Here is a 17,913-nt window from a genome sequence, read left to right as displayed (position 1 = left end):
CCGCCGTAGCGGGGTTGTTGACTTACTTGACGATGCGCTTGGCCAGTGTGGCGGCAAGTTTATCGTTCATGCGGCTGAAGGTCTCCACCGTGGTATCCCAGTCGATGCAGGCATCGGTAATGGAGACACCATACTGCAGTTGGCTAAGGTCTTGGGTAAGTTTTTGATTACCCCAGCCAATGTTGGATTCAACCATCAGGCCGATAATGGAAGTGTTGCCTTCCAAAATCTGGTTGGTGACGTTTTCCAGCACCAATGGCTGTAGCGCAGCGTCTTTGTTGGAGTTGGCGTGGGAGCAGTCGATCATTATGTTGGGTGAGAGCTTGGCTTTTTCGAGCTCTTTCTCCGCCAGGGCAACGCTTACACTGTCGTAGTTGGGCTTGCCGTTGCCACCGCGTAGAACGACGTGGCCGTAGGCGTTGCCGCGGGTGCGAATAATGGCTACCTGGCCCGCTTGGTTAATGCCCAGGAAATTGTGCGGGCTGGCCACGGACTGAAGCGCGTTAATCGCCACGTCCAGGCTGCCGTCGGTACCGTTTTTAAAGCCGACCGGGCAGGAAAGGCCGGAAGCCATTTCCCGGTGGGTCTGGGACTCGGTGGTACGGGCGCCAATCGCTGACCAGCTGATGCAGTCCTGCAGGTATTGGGGAGAAATGGGATCCAGTGCTTCTGTGGCTAGCGGTAAGCCCATTTCGGCCAGATCGACCAGCAATTTACGGGCGATATGCAGACCCTCATCGATCTCAAAGGAGTCGTTGAGGTGCGGGTCGTTGATCAGGCCTTTCCAGCCGACCGTTGTGCGCGGTTTTTCAAAATAGACACGCATCACGATATACAGGCTATCGCTGACCTGGTCAGCCAGCTCACGAAGGCGGCGGGCATAGTCGAGGGCGGCTTCCACATCGTGGATTGAGCATGGACCGACCACTACCAACAGTCGCGGGTCATTGCCATCCAGGATGTTCTGAATGGTTTGGCGACCTTCGATCACGGTGCGCTCTGCTGCCTCCGTTAACGGCACGGCATTCTTGAGCGCTTCTGGCGTGGTGAGAACGTCTTGAGCGAGGACGTTAAGGTTATTAACCTGCTGTTCTGGCATCTTGCTACCTGTGCTTTGCGTAATGACTGAAAAAGTAAGGGGGCGATAAAAGTGGCACATACTATCGCTCGCCGGGCAGGTAAAAATCAATTGCTGCGGAACTATAGCGGCATTAAAAGTGTCAGCCGCACGGTTTTTGCGAAAGGCGGTAAGCGCTTGATGCGTTGCGCGGAACGCGCAACACTGGGAGCCCTGTCGTTAAAATTTAGTACCGTTATAATAATGCAGCAATTTACTCGGGCGACGTATTCGCTCTTTTATTCACTCTATTATTAATCAATGCCCAAGGGACGCTATGCTGCTTGCTGTGAACGCCCATTTGTCAGGGCTAATAGGAATTGGGCTCGGCGCATGCCGTACGAGCTGGAGGAGCGTGTGAATGGGCACTCGGGAAACAGACCAACAGCTTGTTGAACGTGCCCAAAAAGGTGATACGCGCGCTTTCGATCTGCTGGTGAAGAAGTACCAGCACAAAATTATCGGCCTGATTGGTCGTTATGTTCATGATCACTCTGAAGTTCAGGATGTAGCCCAGGAGGCATTTATTAAGGCGTATCGCGCCTTGGGTAAATTTCGCTCAGAAAGTGCGTTTTACACCTGGATGTATCGCATCGCGATTAACACGGCGAAAAACTATCTGGTCTCGCGGGGAAGGCGCCCGCCGGGAAGTGATATGGATATTGTCGACGCTGAAATCATTGATCAAAGCGGTCGACTGGCAGATTCCGAGTCACCGGAAGCGGCGATTGCCAGAGATCAGCTCGAAGCCGCGGTTTATCAGGCAATCGAAAATTTGCCGGATGATCTGCGCACGGCGATCACCCTGCGTGAACTGGATGGTCTTGCTTATGAAGATATTGCTCAGGTCATGCAGTGCCCTGTGGGAACCGTGCGTTCACGAATTTTCCGCGCCCGCGAGGCGGTTGATGAACATATCCGCCCATTAGTATCGACCGCGCGGAACAGTCGCGAAGGGTAGTGGTCGTAGTGGGGGAGGCGATATGAGCGTTATAGGATGTCAGCCTTAAAAATAAAGGTTTTATTTTTTGTGAACTGTCTGGCATGTAAGGCGTCATAAAGCCTGACTATCTTGATGAGCACGCTGGTGTGTCAATCGCTGATATATCAATGTGCAAAGTGTCATGAGCTTAGCGTCGCAGGCTAATGAGTTTTGCTCATTTAATTAGCCTGAACTGAGTCTTGGCCTTGGAAGTCGTCGGAGTGGTGGTGCGTATAACGCAAGCCATCACCCCAGTACTTCTTTTAAACAGTGTGAGGGTGTGAAGTATGAGTCAAAACACACGGGAATCACTTTCGGTGTTAATGGATGGCGAGAGTGATGAGCTTGAGCTTCGCCGAGTGTTGAAGGCACTGCCTAATGATGACGATGCCGCAGATACATGGCGCCGATATCACCTTGCCCGCAGCATGATGCAGCGGGAGCAGGGCGTTGATGTAAGCGTTGATCTCTCCGCTGGCATTATGGCCAGACTGCGCGAAGAGCCTGCTCCAATGACACAAGGTGCCGAGCCTGTAGCTCACCGTACGGGTGGTATTTCGTTCGCCCGCGGCGCTGGCGTTGCTGCTGCAGTGTCACTGATGGTGATCACCGGCGTTCAGTTCTTTGGCAACGACTCACCCGTTGGCCAGGGCAGTGGTGACATGGCAACGACCGCACCTGGCGCTAATCAGGTACAGCCCGTCAATTTGGCCTCTCAGTCGGCAGTAGCCTCACGTGCTGATATGCCCATGTTTGAGCCTACGCCGTTTCGGCTTAGCGGTCAGTCGGGTCAGGGCGGTCTGATGAATATTAGTGAAACTGGGTTTTCAGCGCAGACGCCTCAGGGAGTGACTGCTTCCCAGGGAACCAATATTGATGTAGATCAGATTGGCTTGCTGCAATCTTATTTAGAGCAGCATACTCAGAGCGCTGCTTACGGCAGTGGTGATAGTTGGATGCCATTAATGCGTTCATCTGCAGTGACTGAACCATTAGGTCAGCGCTAAGCTGAATGACGTTCTTTTTGACGAAGCCTGTTAAGTGAGTAGGGAGTGCGCGGGATGGGAGTGCGCAACATGATCGTGCCCTGGCGATTAAAGCGTGCCTGGGTACTGGCAGCAGTAGTTGGTACGCTCTCTTTTCAAGTGCATGCAGAAAACGCCAATAGCTCGTCCGACGTTAGCCAACCGGTTCGTCATGCTGGCTACGAGTGCGCGGCGGAATCCGAAGAGCAGCCCAGTAATGCCACGCAGTGGCTTGAGCGTGGTTTGTTGGCTAGCCACTGTTATGCCTTCCAAGCCAGGGCGGTGGCGATTGATGCTATTGATGTTCGCACGCTGGCGCTGTCGCATCGCATCCAGAATGGCATTCGGCAGCAGGTGGTTCAGTACCTAGACGGTCCTTCCGTGAGTATTGAGCGGCGCTCGCCGGTGGGTCGACTGGCTTGGACTGAAGAGCATAGTAATGGGGAGATGCCTACTCCTGCAGGGTGGGCGGCTCATCTTGAGAAATATTACGCTATTGAGCTTGAGGATGATGCTCGGGTAGCCGGTCGCGATGCCGTTAAACTTATTTTCGAGCCTCGGGATCAATGGCGTTTTTCCCATCAGTGGTGGTTAGATCGAGATACCGGCCTACTCCTTAAGCATGTACTCAGTGATCAGCAAGGTAGGATCATTGAAACCTTCCAAATTACCCAGCTCCAATCGCCCCAAAAATATACCGGCCGCGTACGAGTGGGCTCGCCCACCGTTATCCTCAACACGCCTTGGCATACCACTTGGTTACCCGACGGCTTTGTTGCGCAACCGGTTACTTTTGCCGGCGACGATGTGCATCAGCGTGTTTACAGTGATGGTTTGGCTACCGTGAGTATCTTTGTAGAGCCTCTTGCATCTGAAGCAACCATTGCCTTGCAGGAAGGTGTGCAGCAGTTGGGTGTCTCGGCCGTCGCCATTGAGCACACCATCACCGCTGAAGGGCGCTGGCAGTTGGTGGCCATTGGTGAGCTGCCCGTAGCAACGCTGCAGCGTATTGTTCGCTCAATCACTTTCGACCTGCTAGAAGACCAATCTCAAGAAAGCGTCGATGAGGTGAGTAGATAAAATGACGACCTCCGCGCCCTGTGGCTCTTTACTTGGCACTTCTCTGCTTCGTACTGGCACGGTTGTCGATTACACCTCCCAGGGAGTAATCGTTGAAATTGCCGCCCAGCAGAACTGCGAGCAGTGTGCTCAAGGGAGAGGGTGCGGGGTCGGATTGCTGGCGCGCCAGCGCAGCCAACGCATTGCCGTAGCGGTTCCCTCCAAAACAGATAACGCCGAGCGCAACTATCCGTTAGGAAGCCAAGTCATTATCAGCCTGCCGCGTGCCTCTGTCACGTTGCTGGCTTTTTGTGTTTATGGGCTGCCGCTACTGCTTGCGCTGTTGCTATCCGGGCTGGTCGCGCTCGTTAGTACTACGATTTGGCTGGCGCCCCTGGGCTTTTTTATTGCTTTGATGGCCGGTGCGCTAAGTATTAAATGTCTAATGCGCGGGCGTGGGGAACGCTTTCGCCCACGCTTGGTCAATTAGTTTGTTAATGAGTTCTCCGGTATCTCGCCGTGAGTTGTTGATATACCTTCGCTTACTATCACATTAAGTAGGAGCTCTTGCATGAAGCGCTTGATTCTCCCTTCCACGCTTTGGGTTTGTGTGGTGGCATTGCTGACGTTTGGCCAAGCCGCCAGCGCTCAGAATTTGCCTGATTTCACCGCATTAGTTGAAGACGCTGCCCCTGGGGTGGTGAACATCTCAACCAGTCGAACGGTTCAGCGCAGCAGCGCGCCCGGTTTTGGCGGGTTCGGTGGTCAGGAAATCCCCGAGATTTTCCGCCATTTCTTTGGGGATAGCTTTCCAGCGCCCCCCAGTAATGGTCAGGGACGCACAGAAGAGCGACAGTCTCTAGGCTCGGGGTTCGTCATCAGTGAAGATGGTTATGTAATGACCAACGCGCACGTGGTGCAAGATGCCGATGAGATCCTTGTGCGGCTCAATGATCGCCGCGAATTGAGAGCAGAAGTGGTTGGTAGCGACCCACAAACCGACGTGGCAGTACTCAAAATTGATGCCAATGATCTGCCTACGCTCAATCTAGGTGACTCTGACGAGCTAAAAGTAGGTGAGTGGGTTGCCGCGATTGGCTCTCCTTTCGGTTTCGACCACTCGGTCACTGCGGGTATCGTCAGTGCGATTAATCGCACCTTGCCGCGGGATGCATATGTGCCCTTTATTCAAACCGATGTGGCAATCAATCCCGGCAACTCCGGTGGCCCGCTGTTCAACTTAGACGGCGAAGTTGTGGGAATCAACTCTCAAATATTTACCCGTAGCGGCGGCTTTATGGGCGTCTCGTTTGCCATTCCCATTAACGTTGCCATGGATGTGGCCGAGCAACTGCGTGAAGGCGGTCGGGTAGACCGTGGTTGGTTGGGCGTCATGATTCAGCCTGTGTCTGATGATCTGGCCGAGTCGTTCGGTATGGAGAATGCGATTGGCGCCTTGATTGCCGATCTTGATCCAGAAGGCCCAGCGGCCCAGGGTGGACTCCAGGCGGGCGATGTCATTCTTGAGGTCAATGGTGAAGAGGTTGAGCGCTCAAGCTCGCTGCCGCGACTGATCGGTAAAGGCGCACCAGGCACCGAGGTGGAACTCACCTTGATGCGTGACGGTGAAGAACTGACCGAGTCTGTCGAGTTAGGTAGTTGGCCAGACACTGAGCAGCAGTCGGCACAGGCAGGCAGCAATAACCAAGCGCGTCTTGGCGTAATGGTCGCTGAAATTGATGACACCATGCGCGAGCAACTGAATGTTCCCGGCGGTGTGATCGTTCGTCAGGTTGAGTCTGGCAGCGTGGCTGCTGAGGCCGGCATTCGCCCAGGCGATGTGTTAGTGAGTATTGATCACCGCAGCGTTTCCTCCTCAGCTGAGCTGGTAGAGATTGTCGAGGCGTTGCCGACTGATCGCGCTATTCCAGTCCGTCTGTTCCGCGACGGACGTTCCCTGTTTGTAGCGCTGCGTCTGGAATAACCCGCCTATTTTCACTCCTGGTCCGGCGGTTCTCGCCGGACCGCTGTTCCTAGCCTGCGCATATCGCTACAATAGCGGATATCTTTTTGTCGGAAATGGCCCTTATTTTTAAACGGCAGCTGTTTTCGAGCTTTGAACTCTCGAAGCGGCCTGTTTATGCGGCCGCTTGCGTACCACTAAGGCAGAACAGACTCGATGTCCCAAGACGTTCCCAACGGAAAGCTTAAGCACATACGCAATTTCTCTATTATCGCCCACATCGACCACGGTAAATCGACGCTCTCTGATCGTTTGATTCAGACCTGCGAAGGATTAACCGAGCGTGAGCTAAAAGAGCAAGTGCTCGACTCCATGGATATCGAGCGCGAGAGAGGCATCACGATTAAGGCGCAGTCGGTCACGCTGGATTACACCGCCGCCGATGGCCAGGTTTACCAGTTGAACTTTATCGATACGCCTGGGCATGTTGACTTCTCTTATGAAGTGTCGCGTTCGCTCTACGCCTGTGAAGGGGCGTTGCTGGTTGTCGATGCCGCACAAGGGGTAGAGGCGCAATCGGTGGCCAACTGTTATACCGCTATCGAACAGGGACTAGAAGTTCTGCCGGTACTCAACAAAATCGATTTGCCTCAGGCGGATTGCGACAAGGTTTCCCAGGAGATTGAAGAGATTATCGGCCTGGATGCCACCGACGCCTGCCAGGTCTCGGCCAAAAGTGGCTTGGGCATTGATGCCTTGCTAGAGCGCTTGGTGCGCGATATTCCGCCGCCCAAGGGCGACCCGGAAGCGCCGCTGCAAGCGCTCATTATCGACTCCTGGTTTGATAACTACCTTGGGGTAGTTTCGCTGGTTCGTCTGTTTGATGGCACGCTGCGCAAAGGCGATAAGATCCGTATTAAATCGACGGGCCGCGACTGGGGTACCACGGAAGTAGGGATCTTCACCCCCCAGCGCAAGCAGACCGGGATTCTGCGTGCCGGGGAAGTCGGCTTTATTGTCGCGGGTATCAAAGAAATCCACGGCGCACCGGTGGGCGATACCATTACCCACACCAAGACGCCAGATGTCGCGCGTCTGCCTGGCTTCCAAAAAGTAAAACCGCAGGTGTATGCCGGTATGTTCCCGGTCAGTGCGGATGATTATGAAGACTTTCGTGATGCGCTAGAGAAGCTGGCGCTTAACGATGCCTCACTTGCCTATGAACCGGAAAATTCTGATGCCCTTGGCTTTGGCTTCCGGGTGGGGTTTCTGGGCACGCTGCACATGGAAATCGTCCAGGAGCGTCTGGAGCGTGAGTATAATATCGATCTGCTCACTACCGCTCCCACGGTTGTCTATGAACTAGCGATGAAAAATGGCGACATCACCTATGTCTCCAACCCCTCAAAGCTTCCCGATATGGCTGACGTGGATGAAATGCGTGAGCCAGTGGTGCGCGCCAGCATTCTGGTTCCCCAGGAGTATGTGGGTAACGTGATCACCGAGTGTGAGCAGCGCCGAGGCACGCAACTGGATATGCAGTTTCTGGGTAACCAAATCCAGTTGGCCTATGAATTGCCCATGTCTGAGGTGGTCATGGACTTCTTTGACCGCCTGAAATCGATCTCCAAGGGGTACGCTTCGCTAGAGTACAACTTCGAGCGTTTTGAAATGGCCAAGTTGGTGCGTCTTGACGTACTTATTAATGGCGACAAAGTTGACGCGCTAGCGGTGATTATCCACCGTGATCACGCCCACCATCGTGGTCGTTTGTTAGTGGAAAAAATGAAAGAGCTGATTCCACGGCAGATGTTTGATGTGGCGATTCAGGCGGCTATTGGTGGTCAAGTGGTGGCACGTTCCACCGTGAAAGCGCTGCGCAAAAACGTGACGGCCAAGTGTTACGGCGGCGATGTCAGCCGTAAGAAGAAACTGCTCGAGAAACAGAAAGCGGGTAAGAAACGCATGAAACAGGTGGGGCGTGTGGAAATTCCCCAGGATGCCTTCCTTGCTGTGCTCAAGGTTAACGACTAGGAAAGAACACCACTCATGGATTTTTCATTACTGCTGGTACTTGCCGTTGCGCTTTCGGGCGTTATTTACCTGTTGGACGTGTGGCTATTAAAGCCCAAGCGCCGCCAACGCTTCGCCGCCGCAGAGGCCAATACCCAGGAAGGGCTGGATCCAGTTACCAGCGAAAAGCTACTTAAAGAGCCGTGGCCGGTTGACTACGCCCGTTCATTTTTCCCGGTGCTGCTGGTGGTGTTGGTGGTGCGTAGTTTTATCATTGAGCCTTTTCAGATCCCCTCTGGCTCAATGCGGCCTACGCTTGAAGTGGGCGACTTTATTCTGGTCAACAAATTTGCCTACGGCTTACGCTTACCGGTAGTCAACACCCGCTTTCTCGAAGTCGATGATCCTGAGCGTGGCGATGTGATGGTGTTTCGTTTCCCCGACGAGCCTTCGGTGAACTTCATCAAGCGAGTGGTCGGTATGCCAGGGGATCATATCCGCTATGAGGGAAAGCAGCTTTACGTTAACGGCGAACCGGTGGCCAAAGAGCTGATCGAGGATGGGCCCGATGGTTCGCCCCAGCAGCTATTGTTAGAAGAGCGCCTTGGCGACACCGAGCACTTTATTTATAACAACCCGCGAGACCCTGGCCCGCAAATGCGTGAAGTGGAGGTTCCTGAAGGGCACTATTTCATGATGGGGGACAACCGTGACCACTCCAACGATAGCCGCTATTGGGGCTTCGTGCCGGAAGAGAACATTGTGGGCCGCGCCTTTGCGGTGTGGATGCACTGGGACGGCGGGTTGCCAAGTTTTACCAGCGTGCGGCGCATTGAATGAAGACGCTGCGTGTGCTGAATTTAGTCAGTTATGTCACTTTAGTTAACGTCAATGACGTAGGAGAGCTGTGAGTAATTCCTTGAACGCTTTTTGCCGACGAATCGGTCATACCTTTGGCGACGATACGCTACTGGAATTGGCCTTGACCCACCGCAGCTTCGGTGGTCGTAACAATGAGCGCCTGGAGTTTCTAGGTGACTCCATCGTCAACTTTGTCATCGCCGAGGCGCTGTTTCAGCGCTTTCCTCAGGCCCGTGAAGGACAGCTTTCGCGCCTGCGCGCGCGACTGGTGAAAGGACAAACCCTGGCGGAACTGGCCCGTGAAATGGAGTTCGGTGAATGCTTGCGGCTAGGTTCCGGCGAGATGAAAAGTGGCGGGCATCGTCGTGAATCGATCTTGGCGGATGCGGTCGAAGCCATTATTGGCGCTATCTATCTGGATGCTGGGATGGATGTGGTGCGCAACCGGGTGTTGGACTGGTACGCGGAAAGGCTGGGTAATATCTCTTTACAAGATACCCAAAAAGATCCCAAAACACGGTTGCAGGAGTTTTTGCAGTCGCGCCAAGCCGCGTTGCCGCGCTATGAAGTTGTCTGCGTAAAGGGCGAGGCGCATGCCCAGACCTTTACCGTGGAGTGCTACATTGACCTGTTGGCTGAGCATACCACTGGTAAAGGCCCAAGCCGCCGTCATGCTGAACAGCAGGCGGCAGAAGAAGCGCTGTCGTACCTCGAAAAAAGCCCTGGAGATAAATCATGAGCCAAACCTGCGGATTCGTTGCCATCGTCGGCCGACCCAACGTGGGCAAATCGACCCTCATGAACCGTATTCTGGGGCAGAAAATATCGATTACCTCACGGCGACCACAAACCACGCGCCACCAGGTCATGGGTATTAAAACGGTTGATGAGACGCAGTTCATCTATGTTGATACGCCGGGCATGCACATCATGTCCAAGGATCGTAATAAAGCGATCAACCGCTTTATGAACCAGGCGGCTACCCAGGCCCTGCGTGATGTGGACTGCGTAGTATTTATTATCGACCGCACCCGCTGGACGGAAGAAGACCAGGCGGTGTTGAAGCGCCTGGAGCACGTAAAAGCGCCGGTGATTTTGGCGGTTAATAAAGTCGATCGTCTGGGCGAAAAGGGCGATTTGCTGCCTTGGCTGGCGGATGTCGGTGCTCGCCGCGACTTCGCCGCTATCGTGCCGATTTCAGCCAAGCATGGCACTCAGGTCGATACTCTGGAAGAGGAAGTGGCCAAACACCTGCCTGAAAGTGTCCACTTCTTCCCTGAAGACCAGATTACCGATAAAAGCCTGCGCTTTATGGCCGCTGAGCTGGTGCGTGAAAAAGTGATGCGCCAGCTGGGCGATGAGCTGCCTTACCAGATGACCGTTGAAATTGAAGAGTTCCGCGAGACAGAGCGTGTAACGCATATCAGCGCGCTTATTCTCGTTGAGCGCCAAGGCCAAAAAGTCATTTTAATTGGTGAAAACGGCGATCGTCTCAAGAGCATTGGTCGTGAAGCGCGCCTGGATATGGAGCGCGCCCTGGGTACCAAAGTGATGCTCAATTTATGGGTGAAAGTAAAACGCGGCTGGTCGGATGACGAGCGCGCCTTGAAAAGCTTGGGTTACGACCTCGATTGAAGGTAGCGATGTCGCCAGAGCCGGCTTTTTTGCTCCACCGTCGGCCTTATCGTGAAACCAGTGCGCTGGTGGATCTATTAACGCTTGATCACGGCAGAGTGCGTGCTGTGGCCCATGGTGGGCAAAGGCCCGGTTCTAAATCGCGCCAACGCCTGCAGCCGTTTACGCCACTGTTCGTGACCTGGCAGGGCAGCCGCGATTTAAAGCGGCTAACGTTGATGGAGTCTCGCGGCCAGACGGCGCTGTTGGCCGGGGAGGGGTTGCTGTGCGGGCTTTACGCCAATGAGATCGCCACCCGGCTGCTGCCGTTAGAACTGCCGGCGCCTGACGTTTTCGCGTTTTATACCGCGCTACTAGAAGCACTGCCAGCGCCAGCGGAGCGCGCATTAGCACTCCGCCGCTATGAGTGGGCGCTGTTAGAGGCGCTCGAGGCCACGCCGCAGTTTGCGACACCAGAAGGTAGCGTTTTGGATCCTCAGCTCCGCTACCGTTTTGACACCGCCAGCCGGGCATTCATACCTGCTGAGCGTGGCCTCGACGGCAGAACGTTACGTTACATTGAGCAGGGTGATTGGCAACATGAAGGCCTTGCCAATGCATTAAAGGTAGTAATGCGAGCGGCGCTGGCACCCCATCTTGGCACCACCGTTTTGCGTTCGCGAGAACTGATGCTCGATTTAGCTCGGCGTCGTCATCGTCCCTGATTTTTGAATTTCCTGTTCACATACTCTTACCTTATTGTTGCGCTGGAGGAACTATGCACCCCCCACGGATACTGTTAGGCGTCAATATTGATCACATTGCGACACTTCGCCAAGCCCGAGGTACTCGCTATCCTGACCCCGTGCAGGCGGCATTAGTTGCGGAAGAGGCGGGTGCCGATGGCATTACGGTGCATTTGCGTGAAGACCGGCGTCATATTCAGCCCCGCGATGTACGCATTCTGGCCGAAATGCTTAATACGCGCATGAACCTGGAAATGGCTGTTACTGAAGAGATGCTGGCGCTGGCCGAAGAAGTGCGCCCCGCCCATGTCTGTTTAGTGCCTGAGAAGCGCGAAGAGCTGACCACCGAAGGCGGTCTTGACGTTGTCGGCGGCTTTGATGCCATTGCCAGCGCTTGCCAACGGCTAAGTGCGGCGGGTTGCGATGTATCCCTGTTTATCGACCCTGACGTGGAGCAGATTGAGGCTGCTCAGCGCGCCGGTGCACCGACGATTGAACTGCACACGGGCGCTTATGCAGAAGCGCGTCCCGGCAGCGATGCAGCGAATGCAGAGTATCATCACTTAACGACTGCAGCGACTCACGCTATCTCGCTGGGTTTAGTGGTCAATGCCGGTCACGGCTTGCATTACCATAACGTTGAAGCGATTGCGGCTCTGCCGGGCGTTAACGAGCTCAATATCGGCCATGCCATTATTGCCCGTGCGCTGTTTGTGGGCCTCAAAGAGGCCGTTCAGGAGATGAAACGCTTGATCATCGCTGGCCAAGAGGCGGGCTTAATGGCGGCTCTCGATGCTCACGATCATGAGCATGAAAACCACTCTGAGCATGTTCATAATGGCTGCTGTGGGCACTGATCAGAGGTTGTCTATTCAGAGGTTTTTAAGGCGATGATTGTGGGAATTGGCTCGGATATTGCCCGTGTGGAGCGTTTTACACGGGCCATGAAACGGCACGGGCCACGCTTTGCTGAGCGGATTTTAGGCCCCGATGAGCAGGCGCTTTGGCTACACAAAGCCCAACCTGCGGCGTTTCTGGCTAAGCGTTTTGCTGCCAAAGAGGCATTTGTAAAAGCGCTGGGTTTAGGCCTGCGCCAAGGACTGCAGTGGGGGGACATTCAGGTGTTGAACGATGCCTTGGGTAAGCCCTATTTCCTGCTTAATGGCGAAGCCGAGCGGCTATTGCAAGCGGCGGGTGTCACCGCTAGCCACGTTACCCTGAGCGATGAAGCCGAGTATGCGGTAGCTTTTGTGGTGTTAGAGCGTTAACAGCTCGCCGCCAGATCAGCCAATGCTGGGGTCATGTCATTTATTCCAAGTATCTAATGGGCAGCGTCTTGAAGCCTGTTCAATCAATGCCTAACCAGCTGCGGGCGCAGTGCTCGCAGCCGGGCCATTGCCCGGTAAAGGTCTTCCAATAGCCCCTCAACATGGTCTAAACCGCTGGTGCGTAGGCGAGTTTCCAGGGTCTCTACCAGTAAGGCCAACTCGGGCGCACCGCAGTAGCGGCTAGCGCCATTGAGACCATGTACCCAATCGAGCAGCGTGGGCAAATGCTGTTGACCAAAAGCGGCGCGCATATGCTGTTCACTCTCATCCAAGCTGTCGATCAGACGTTTTAGCTGCTCTCGTGCCAGATGCTCCTTACCCCCCGCTAAACGTGCGCCAATCTCCAGATCAATGATGGGTAGCGTGGCCGGTGCCGCATGGCTAACCCGTGTCCTCTGGGTGGCGTTAATGTCGTGCTGTGGATAGGGCGGCTCTGCAATGCTGGCGGTCAGCCGATGAGTCACCCCCAAAAAGCGGTTGAGCAACTGTGCTAGCTGTGTTTCGTCAATGGGTTTTACCAGCACGTCATCCAGACCTTCCGCGAGCCACTGCTGGCGTTCATTGCTGAGCACGTGGGCGGTAACGGCAATAATGGGGCAGCGGGCCCAGGTACTACTCAACCGGCGCAATGCTTGGGTGGTTTGTACGCCATCCATCCCCGGCATACGAATATCCATTAACACCATGTCGACGTTACTGGCACGGGCGAATTCTAGCGCTTGGTGGCCGCTTTCTACCGTAGAGACATGGAGGGCAGGGTCTTCAAGTAGGTTTTTGAGCAGCTCACGATTGGGTGCATTGTCATCGACAATCAGCAGTTTGAGTGGCTGAGACGCCGCTGGTAACGCGGGGAGCTCCTGTTCGCTCTTATTCGGCACGTGCGTAGATAGCAGTAGCTGCTTGAGCGTCGTTACCAACTGCGCGCGGGAAAAAGGTTTGTAGAGTGTCTCGCCGCCATGGGTTAAGTGCAGTGGCGGCAGGTCAAAACTATTGCCATTGGCTAAAATCAATGTGGGGCAGGGTGTTTGATCAATCACCGCTTGCCAGTGAGCGTGCCATTCGGGGCTAAAGTCGCTGTGTTCAAGTCCCAATATCAGCAATTTCGCTGGCTCCGAGACATCAAAGGCGATGGGTTGTGCTTCCCAGCGCTCTAGCAAGTGCTCCAGTACATGGCGGGTTGGAGCATGAGTTTCATATAAGCGAATGGTCGGATTGGCCAAGCTAATTTCTGGAGGTCGCTCGGCCGCTTTATGAGCCAGCATAGGCAGCGTAAAGAAGAAAGTGGTTCCTTTGCCCAGCGAGCTTTCCACGCCAATCTCGCCGCCCATGCGTTCAATCAACTGGCGGCAGATAGTAAGCCCAAGGCCGCTGCCACCAAATTGCCGTGAGTGGCTTGGTTCTGCTTGGGAAAAGGCGCTGAAGAGGGCCTCCTGGTGGGCGTCGCTGAGGCCAATGCCCGTGTCACTGACGCTCAGATTAAGCACCACATGCTGGCCTTCTAAATTATCCAACATGACACGCACGATCACCTCGCCGTGCTGGGTGAATTTAAGCGCATTGCCTATCAAGTTATTCAATACCTGATGAATACGCAGCGGATCACCGGTTAGCGGGGTAGGCACATCGTCATATACCATGGCCACCAAGTGCAGTTGCTTGCGCTGGGCTTCAGGGGCGTGTAGCCCGACCACTTCGTCGACCAGTGCGACAATGTCGATATCTGTCTCTTCCAGGGTGAGGCGATTCGCTTCAAGTTTGGAGAAGTCGAGCACGTCGTTAACCAGCATAAGCAGGTTGTCGCAAGCGCGGTGTACGTGCTGCAGCCACTCCCGCTGGCGCGTATCCAGTGATGAGCGTCCCAGTAACCGGCAAAAACCGATAATCCCGTTTAGCGGTGTGCGGATCTCATGGCTCATATTGGCCAGAAATTCAGACTTCACGGCATTAGCCCGCAGCGCGCTGCGGTGGGCCAAATCGAGCTTGATATTCTGCTCTTCAATGGTTTCCATGGACTCTTGCAGCTCGCTGGTGGCCTGCTCGATTTGCGTTTGCATATCCCGCTGGGCTTGCTGAAAGTGCTCGGCCAGGGCGTTAATATAGCTACTCAGGTGATGGAGTTCTGTGGCATTAGAGGGCGCCAGATGTAGCCGATAGTCGCCGCGGGATAGCCGATAAAGGGCTTGGTTGGCTTCTTCCAGCGGGCGGGTGGTATAGCGACTGATCGCAAAAGCGACTAAAAACAGCAGCAGGCCAAGCAGCATGCCACCCAAGCTAAGGCTGGCAATCAACTTATAGCGACCAAGGGTTAGCGTACGGGTATCCATTTCGATATCTAGCCAGCCAACGCGGCTGTCCCCAGCTTGGCTGACACTTGTTTGAGGAGGGTTCAGTGGCAAGCGCAGTCGCCATGCATCCTGCTGCTTAATCAATTGCTGATCATCTGGGGCGTTTAGCGGTGGTAGGTTGGATTGCCCGAGTAATAATAGACGGTCGCCCTGGGCATCAAATAGCGCAACCGCTCGCAGTCCTTTCATAGCAAGGAGTTGACGCGACAGGGCTTCCAGACGTTGCTCATCACCCGTTGCGACCGCAGCAGCAAGGTTCGGGGCGAGCAGCTCGCCGACGCTTTCTAACCGCGTTTGGTGTGCCTCGCGAGCTTGCGTATCACTCTGTATAACCAGCAGTACGGCCATCATGGCGTACACCAGGAGCGGGAAACCGAGTAACGCAAACAGCAGTCGGGTATTCAAAGACATGAAAAGAAGCTCGCTGATTCAATGAGGTTGCCTGTCCAGCCTAAGGCAGCACCGATATAATGCAGCATAACGGTGACGATAAGGAACATTCATGAACGATCTTAAGGGCTATCCCACAATAGAAGATGTGGTTGGCAACACGCCCCTGGTACGCCTTAAGCGCATTAGCGCGGGGCGTAACAATACCCTGTTGGCCAAGCTTGAAGGCAATAATCCCGCTGGGTCGGTTAAAGACCGCCCCGCGCTCTCAATGATCAATGAAGCAGAAGCCCGAGGTGATATAGCCCCCGGTGATACGCTGATTGAGGCGACCTCAGGTAATACCGGTATTGCGCTAGCCATGGCGGCCGCGATTAAGGGCTACCAGATGGTGCTGGTTATGCCGGAAAACGCCTCGGAAGAGCGTAAGCAGGCAATGGCGGCCTATGGCGCTAAATTAATTTCCGCCAGCAAAGCGGGCGGTATGGAAGAGGCTCGGGATATTGCGGATGGCATGATCGCCAGGGGCGAAGGCAAGCCGCTAAACCAGTTCGCCAACACTGATAACCCGCTGGCCCACTATCGTACCACCGGTCCCGAAGTATGGGAGCAAACCGGGGGCGAGGTGACGCATTTCGTCAGCTCGATGGGCACCACGGGCACCATTATGGGGGTGTCGCGCTATTTGAAAGAGCAAAACCCGGCTATTCAGATTGTCGGTTTGCAGCCCGCCGATGGCGCCAGTATTCCCGGCATTCGTCGCTGGCCACAAGCGTACCTGCCGGCTATTTTTGAAGCGCCGCGGGTGGATGTCACCCTTGATATTGGCCAACAAGAGGCCGAAGAGCATATGCGCCGTCTGGCCCGTGAAGAGGGCATTCTGGCCGGGGTCTCATCGGGTGGCAGTCTCGCGGGCGCGCTACGTATCGCGGAGCAAACCGAAAATGCGGTGATTGTGTTTATCGTCTGCGACCGTGGTGATCGTTATCTCTCCACTGGCCTATTTGCCCCAGGAGTATAACCATGGCCATGTTGGGAAAACGGCGGCCGCCCAGGCCCGCGTCAGGCCACTCTGGGCTAGCGGGCACGCCTGGTGGCAAAACGCGTCATGCGGCTACGGGTGACACATCTCCTATGGTGATTGAGCGCTTAGCGCACGATGGCCGTGGCGTTGCCCACTCAGCCAACGGTAAAACGGTCTTTGTTGATAAGGCGTTGCCCGGTGAGCAGGTCGAAGTGGCCATTCATCTCACTCGCAAACGCTTTGATGAAGCGCATATCAAATCGCTGCTGACCACCTCCGAGCTGCGCGTCAAGCCGCCTTGTCCGCATTTTGGGCACTGTGGCGGTTGTGATCTGCAGCACCTAAGTGTCGATGCCCAGCGCGACCATAAACGAGAAGTAGTGCGCGATCTGTTTTCTCGCCAGGGTATAACGCTAAGCGAGATCGGCTCGATTCAAGGCAGCGATCAGGGCTATCGGCGCCGCGCACGGCTGGGGGTCAAAGTCGACAGCCAAGGCACTACGCGCCTGGGCTTTCGTGCCGCCCATAGCCATCGCCTGGTGGATATTGAACGCTGCCCGGTGTTGGTCGATCCCTTACAGCGCCTATTAACACCTCTGCGTGAGCTGCTGGGTACGTTAGAGGCGCCGCGCCAGGTAGGGCACATCGAATTATTGGCAACGGCGACCGCGCAGGTCGTGTTGGTTCGTCAGTTAAAAGAGCACACCGGGGACGCCGAACGCTGGCAAGCCTTTGCGCAGCAGCAGGGAGTGGCGCTGGGCACTTGGTTGGGGCGAGAAACACCCACACTGCACTGGCATGGCGCAGCGCCGGCGCTTGAAGAGTCGCTAACCGTTACCGGCCAACCACCGCTTAGCCTAAGTTTTGCACCGGGAGATTTTTTACAGGTCAACGCCCCGGTTAACCAGCAAATGGTCGCCCAGGTCATCCAGTGGTTAGCGCCTAAGCCGGGGCAAAAATTACTCGACTTGTTTGCTGGTATCGGTAATTTCAGCCTACCCATAGCGGCAGCGGGTGCTGAGGTTTATGCAGTGGAAGGTAACCCTGCCATGGTGGCGCGCATTGCGATTAACGCTAAGCGCAACCAACTGATGGTCAGCGGTCAGCAGGCTGATTTAAACAGCGCTGCCAGCGTTAAGGAGCTGTTGACCGTTCATGGCGGTAGCGATGCGCTTGTGCTCGATCCGCCGCGAAGCGGCGCCGAAGTTATTTGTCAGGCGCTGGCGCATCACCCGGTGCCCAGGGTGGTCTATATTTCCTGTGATCCGGCGACGCTTGCTCGGGATGCGGCACATCTTGTGCATGCGGGTTACCGGGTCAAGCAAGTAGCAGTGGCGGATATGTTCCTTCACACTGCGCATATGGAAACGCTGATGCTGTTCGAATACGGGGACTAGACGTTTCCCCATCGCATCAAGCCACGGTGGCAGTCGTGCAGAGACCGTC

The 17,913-nt window shown here is 55.1% G+C and carries 16 protein-coding genes; 14 read left to right on the top strand and 2 right to left on the bottom strand.

What is annotated here, in order from left to right:
* Nucleotides 1-22 precede the first annotated feature (22 nt).
* Nucleotides 23-1,099 (bottom strand): 3-deoxy-7-phosphoheptulonate synthase, encoded by a 1,077-nt coding sequence (locus HZS52_RS18815; RefSeq protein ID WP_022523845.1) that lies wholly within the window; start codon nucleotides 1,097-1,099, stop codon nucleotides 23-25.
* 379 nt (nucleotides 1,100-1,478) lie between these two features.
* Between HZS52_RS18815 and rpoE the strand changes: the two genes are divergently transcribed.
* The 12 genes from rpoE (at nucleotide 1,479) to acpS (ending at nucleotide 12,648) form a co-directional block, all read left to right on the top strand.
* Nucleotides 1,479-2,078: an RNA polymerase sigma factor RpoE gene (gene rpoE, locus HZS52_RS18810; protein ID WP_009286436.1), complete on the top strand. Its 600-nt coding sequence runs from the start codon at nucleotides 1,479-1,481 to the stop codon at nucleotides 2,076-2,078.
* 308 nt (nucleotides 2,079-2,386) lie between these two features.
* Entirely contained in the window at nucleotides 2,387-3,106 is a 720-nt protein-coding gene (locus tag HZS52_RS18805; RefSeq protein ID WP_022523844.1) for a sigma-E factor negative regulatory protein, read from the top strand.
* Nucleotides 3,107-3,160: 54 nt separating this feature from the next.
* Nucleotides 3,161-4,204: a MucB/RseB C-terminal domain-containing protein gene (locus tag HZS52_RS18800; protein WP_159176665.1), complete on the top strand. Its 1,044-nt coding sequence runs from the start codon at nucleotides 3,161-3,163 to the stop codon at nucleotides 4,202-4,204.
* A gap of 1 nt (nucleotide 4,205) precedes the next feature.
* The gene (locus HZS52_RS18795; protein WP_022523842.1) at nucleotides 4,206-4,673 is read left to right on the top strand and encodes a SoxR reducing system RseC family protein; all 468 of its coding nucleotides are present in this window, start codon (nucleotides 4,206-4,208) and stop codon (nucleotides 4,671-4,673) included.
* An 81-nt stretch (nucleotides 4,674-4,754) separates the two neighbouring features.
* Nucleotides 4,755-6,167 (top strand): DegQ family serine endoprotease, encoded by a 1,413-nt coding sequence (locus HZS52_RS18790; protein ID WP_022523841.1) that lies wholly within the window; start codon nucleotides 4,755-4,757, stop codon nucleotides 6,165-6,167.
* 195 nt (nucleotides 6,168-6,362) lie between these two features.
* Nucleotides 6,363-8,180: a translation elongation factor 4 gene (gene lepA, locus HZS52_RS18785; protein WP_009286439.1), complete on the top strand. Its 1,818-nt coding sequence runs from the start codon at nucleotides 6,363-6,365 to the stop codon at nucleotides 8,178-8,180.
* A gap of 15 nt (nucleotides 8,181-8,195) precedes the next feature.
* Entirely contained in the window at nucleotides 8,196-8,999 is an 804-nt protein-coding gene (gene lepB, locus HZS52_RS18780) for a signal peptidase I (RefSeq protein ID WP_009286440.1), read from the top strand.
* A gap of 67 nt (nucleotides 9,000-9,066) precedes the next feature.
* Nucleotides 9,067-9,759: a ribonuclease III gene (gene rnc / locus HZS52_RS18775; protein WP_009286441.1), complete on the top strand. Its 693-nt coding sequence runs from the start codon at nucleotides 9,067-9,069 to the stop codon at nucleotides 9,757-9,759.
* Nucleotides 9,756-10,655, top strand: a complete 900-nt coding sequence (era, locus tag HZS52_RS18770) for a GTPase Era (RefSeq protein ID WP_009286442.1) — start codon at nucleotides 9,756-9,758, stop codon at nucleotides 10,653-10,655. Before rnc ends, era begins: the two co-directional genes overlap by 4 nt.
* A gap of 8 nt (nucleotides 10,656-10,663) precedes the next feature.
* Nucleotides 10,664-11,359 carry a DNA repair protein RecO gene (recO, locus tag HZS52_RS18765; protein ID WP_161463431.1) on the top strand — a complete coding sequence of 232 codons (696 nt, stop codon included), beginning with the start codon at nucleotides 10,664-10,666 and terminating at the stop codon, nucleotides 11,357-11,359.
* Nucleotides 11,360-11,412: 53 nt separating this feature from the next.
* Nucleotides 11,413-12,237, top strand: coding sequence for a pyridoxine 5'-phosphate synthase (gene pdxJ / locus HZS52_RS18760; RefSeq protein WP_190373382.1), 825 nt, complete (start codon nucleotides 11,413-11,415; stop codon nucleotides 12,235-12,237).
* A gap of 33 nt (nucleotides 12,238-12,270) precedes the next feature.
* Nucleotides 12,271-12,648: a holo-ACP synthase gene (gene acpS / locus HZS52_RS18755; RefSeq protein ID WP_027959133.1), complete on the top strand. Its 378-nt coding sequence runs from the start codon at nucleotides 12,271-12,273 to the stop codon at nucleotides 12,646-12,648.
* Between the two features lie 83 nt (nucleotides 12,649-12,731).
* On the opposite strand, the gene HZS52_RS18750 is transcribed toward acpS, so the two are convergent.
* Nucleotides 12,732-15,464, bottom strand: a complete 2,733-nt coding sequence (locus tag HZS52_RS18750; protein ID WP_190373381.1) for a response regulator — start codon at nucleotides 15,462-15,464, stop codon at nucleotides 12,732-12,734.
* A 91-nt stretch (nucleotides 15,465-15,555) separates the two neighbouring features.
* Here HZS52_RS18750 and cysM point away from each other — a divergent pair, with 91 nt between their 5' ends.
* Both cysM and HZS52_RS18740 read left to right on the top strand, forming a co-directional pair.
* Nucleotides 15,556-16,464, top strand: coding sequence for a cysteine synthase CysM (gene cysM / locus HZS52_RS18745; RefSeq protein ID WP_009286444.1), 909 nt, complete (start codon nucleotides 15,556-15,558; stop codon nucleotides 16,462-16,464).
* 2 nt (nucleotides 16,465-16,466) lie between these two features.
* A complete protein-coding gene (locus HZS52_RS18740; protein WP_022523835.1) occupies nucleotides 16,467-17,864 on the top strand; it encodes a 23S rRNA (uracil(1939)-C(5))-methyltransferase in 1,398 nt (465 codons plus the stop codon).
* Nucleotides 17,865-17,913 lie beyond the last annotated feature (49 nt).

Source organism: Vreelandella titanicae (genome assembly GCF_014697095.1).
Lineage (GTDB): Bacteria > Pseudomonadota > Gammaproteobacteria > Pseudomonadales > Halomonadaceae > Vreelandella > Vreelandella titanicae.
The sequence above is the reverse complement of the archived record's forward strand: the minus strand, read 5'-3'. Positions and strand labels throughout refer to the sequence as shown.